Origin of the sequence: Micrococcus sp. ACRRV (assembly GCF_022346985.1) — a bacterium.
GTDB lineage: Bacteria > Actinomycetota > Actinomycetes > Actinomycetales > Micrococcaceae > Micrococcus > Micrococcus porci.
The window spans coordinates 1-2890 of sequence record NZ_JAKRNH010000167.1 but is presented as its reverse complement, the minus strand read 5'-3'; the positions used below and the strand labels follow the sequence as shown (position 1 = coordinate 2890).

Annotated in this window: 4 protein-coding genes; 2 read left to right on the top strand and 2 right to left on the bottom strand. The window is 72.6% G+C overall.

Annotation, left to right across the window (positions count from 1 at the left end; translation table 11 throughout):
• The first annotated feature begins 29 nt into the window (after positions 1-29).
• Positions 30-1142, top strand: coding sequence for a c-type cytochrome biogenesis protein CcsB (ccsB, locus tag MHY29_RS11725; RefSeq protein ID WP_239241436.1), 1113 nt, complete (start codon positions 30-32; stop codon positions 1140-1142).
• 105 nt (positions 1143-1247) lie between these two features.
• Here ccsB and MHY29_RS11720 read toward each other — a convergent pair whose 3' ends face one another.
• Complete coding sequence (locus tag MHY29_RS11720) at positions 1248-1652, bottom strand: PLDc N-terminal domain-containing protein (protein WP_239241425.1); 405 nt, start codon at positions 1650-1652, stop codon at positions 1248-1250.
• 41 nt (positions 1653-1693) lie between these two features.
• Between MHY29_RS11720 and MHY29_RS11715 the strand changes: the two genes are divergently transcribed.
• Positions 1694-1969 carry a DUF4229 domain-containing protein gene (locus MHY29_RS11715; protein WP_224356507.1) on the top strand — a complete coding sequence of 92 codons (276 nt, stop codon included), beginning with the start codon at positions 1694-1696 and terminating at the stop codon, positions 1967-1969.
• 25 nt (positions 1970-1994) lie between these two features.
• Here MHY29_RS11715 and MHY29_RS11710 read toward each other — a convergent pair whose 3' ends face one another.
• On the bottom strand, positions 1995-2867 hold the full coding sequence (locus tag MHY29_RS11710) for a 1,4-dihydroxy-2-naphthoate polyprenyltransferase (RefSeq protein ID WP_239241438.1): 873 nt from the start codon (positions 2865-2867) through the stop codon (positions 1995-1997).
• Positions 2868-2890 lie beyond the last annotated feature (23 nt).

Sequence of the window (2890 nt, the reverse complement as noted above, 5' to 3'; positions counted from 1 at the left end):
GCCCCGACCCCCCGATCTGGAGACTGAGAGTGTTCAACCCCACGGCCCCCGTGAACGAGCAGCTCGCGTACTACAGCGACCTGTTCATGTTCATCGCGGCGCTCGTCTATGCGGGCGCGTTCATCCTGTTCGCCGTCGACATGGCGACCGCCTCCGTCACCATCCGCCGCCTCGAGGCCGAGCTCGACGCCCAGGCCGGGGTCGACCGGGACGTCGCCTCCCGCGTGCGCGAGAGGCAGCTGGCCGGCGTCGGCGCGGGCTCCGGCGTCGGGACCCCGGCCGGGGGCGCGCACGCCCTCGGGACGGACGTGTCGGCGTCGTCCGCGGGCCGCTCCGACGCGGAGCTCGTCGACGACGACATGGACTACACCGGGGCCGGGCGCCGGCCCGTGGCCAACGTGGCCGTGGCCGTGCTGGCCGTCGGCTGGGCGCTGCACGCGTTCGCGGTGGTGGCCCGCGGCGTGGCCGCCTCCCGCGTGCCGTGGGGCAACCTCTACGAGTTCATGACCACCGGAGCCCTGGTGATCGTCACCGTGTACCTGGCGTTCCTCATCCGCAAGGACTTGCGGTTCGTGGGCACGTTCGTCTCCGGCCTGGTGGTGGCCATGATGTGCGCCGCCACCATGGGCTTCCCGACGCCGGTGGGCCACCTGCAGCCGCCGCTGCAGTCCGGCTGGCTCGTGATCCACGTGTCCATCGCCGTGCTCTCCTCCTCCCTGTTCGCCCTCAGCGCCGCGATGTCCGCCCTGCAGCTGCTCCAGGGGTCCGCCGAGAAGCGGGCGGCCGCCGGCCGCCGCGGCTGGTCCTTCCTGCGCCTGGTGCCCTCCGCCCGCGCCCTGGAGAACTGGTCCTACCGCATCAACGCCGTGGGCTTCGTCATGTGGACGTTCACGCTGATCGCCGGCGCCATCTGGGCCGAGGCCGCGTGGGGCCGCTACTGGAACTGGGACACCAAGGAGGTGTGGACCTTCGTGATCTGGGTGGTCTACGCGGCCTACCTGCACGCCCGCGCCACCCGCGGCTGGACCGGCACGCGCGCGGCCTGGCTGAGCATCACGGGCTTCCTCTGCATCGTGTTCAACTACACGATCGTCAACACGTTCTTCCCGGGGCTGCACTCCTACGCGGGGCTGCCCGCCTGAGCCCCCGCCGTCGCGCCCGGCACTTTCGCTGAAGAAGACGTCGCTACCATCCCGGAGGGCCGGGATGGTAGCGACGTTTTTCTGAGCGAAAGTGGGGGTGGGGGATCAGGCGTCGGCGTCGGGCTCGCCGGTCGCATCGTCCTCGCCCCGCTCGCGACGCCGACGCAGCTCCTCCTCGCGGGCGCGCAGCTCGGCCTCACGCCGGTCGAGGTCCCTGGCGCGCTCCGTCTGTGCTCGCTGGACGCGGAGGGTGCGCAGGAACTCGTCGTCGTCGTCGGGGGAGGCCGGGCGCGAGGCCGGTGCGGCGGTCCGTCCGGAGAACAGCGGGACGGGGCGGCCGAGGAACAGCCAGAGGAGCGGGCCGGCGAGCGGCAGCAGCAGCACCGTCGGGATCCAGGCCCACTTCGGCATCCCGCGGTGCCGCCCGGCGGGGGTGAGCAGGGCGTCGAAGAGGGCGAACAGGGTCAGGGCCACCAGCAGGATCGCGGTGGGGACGAGGATCCGGGCCATGCCGACCAGTCTAGGAGGGGCCCCGCTCGTAGAATGGGGGGATGCGTCTCTTCCTGTACGGCCTGGTCCGCGTGGTCCTGTTCTTCGTGATCTGGGCCCTGTGCTACTACGTGTTCGGCCTGGGGATGCTGTTCTCCACGCTCGCCGCAGTGATCCTCACGTTCGCCGTCAGCTACCTCTTCCTCACCCGGCTGCGGCTCGACGCGTCGACGGACCTGCAGAACGCGTGGGAGGGACGACCGTCCCGCCGCGGCCGCACCGAGGCCGCCGACGCCGCCGCCGAGGACGCCTACACCGACGGCCGCTTCCCGGGCTGAGCCGCCCTCGCTCCCCGGGCCACGCTCAGAGGGCGACGCCGAGCGCGAACGCCGCGGCGTAGACCACGCCGACGATCCCGGTGGCCTTGAGCACGGGGATGAGGGCGGCGCGCTCGTGGGCGTGGAGGACGGCCAGGCAGGGCTTCACGGCCACCGCGCCGGCGGCCAGCACGAGCCACAGCCACGGGTGGGCGCCCGTGAACAGCAGGGGCAGGACCACGGCCACGGCCAGCATGGCCACGTACGACGCGCGGGCGGGCCCGTCCCCGATGCGCGCCGCCAGGGTCATCTTGCCCACTTCGCGGTCCGTCGGGATGTCGCGGATGTTGTTGGCCATGAGCAGGGCCGTGGAGATCAGCCCGCAGCCGACCGCCCCGGCCCAGGCGAGGCCGTTCACGGCCAGAGCCTGCGTGTAGGTGGTGCCGAGCACCGCCACGAGCCCGAAGAACACGAACACGAACACCTCGCCCAGGCCCATGTACCCGTAGGGCTTCTTGCCGCCCGTGTAGTACCAGGCGGCCACGATGCTCGCCACGCCCACGATCAGCAGCCACCACGTCCCGGAGAGGGCGACCAGCGCGAGCCCCGCCACGGCGGCCACCCCGAAGCACGCGAACGCGGCGTGCTTCACGGTCTTCGCCGGCACGAGCCGGGAGGCGGTGAGCCGGAAGGGGCCGACGCGCTCGTCGTCGGTGCCGCGGATGCCGTCCGAGTAGTCGTTGGCGTAGTTCACGCCGATCTGCAGCGCGAGCGACACCACCAGGGCCAGGAGGGCGCGGCCGGGGCGGAACTGGTCCAGGGCGTGGGCGGCGGCGGAGCCGACGATCACGGGTGCCACGGCCATCGGCAGGGTGCGCAGGCGCGCGGCGGCGACCCACTGGGAGAGCGTGGCGGCCATGGGCGGGGGTTCCTCCTGGGGAG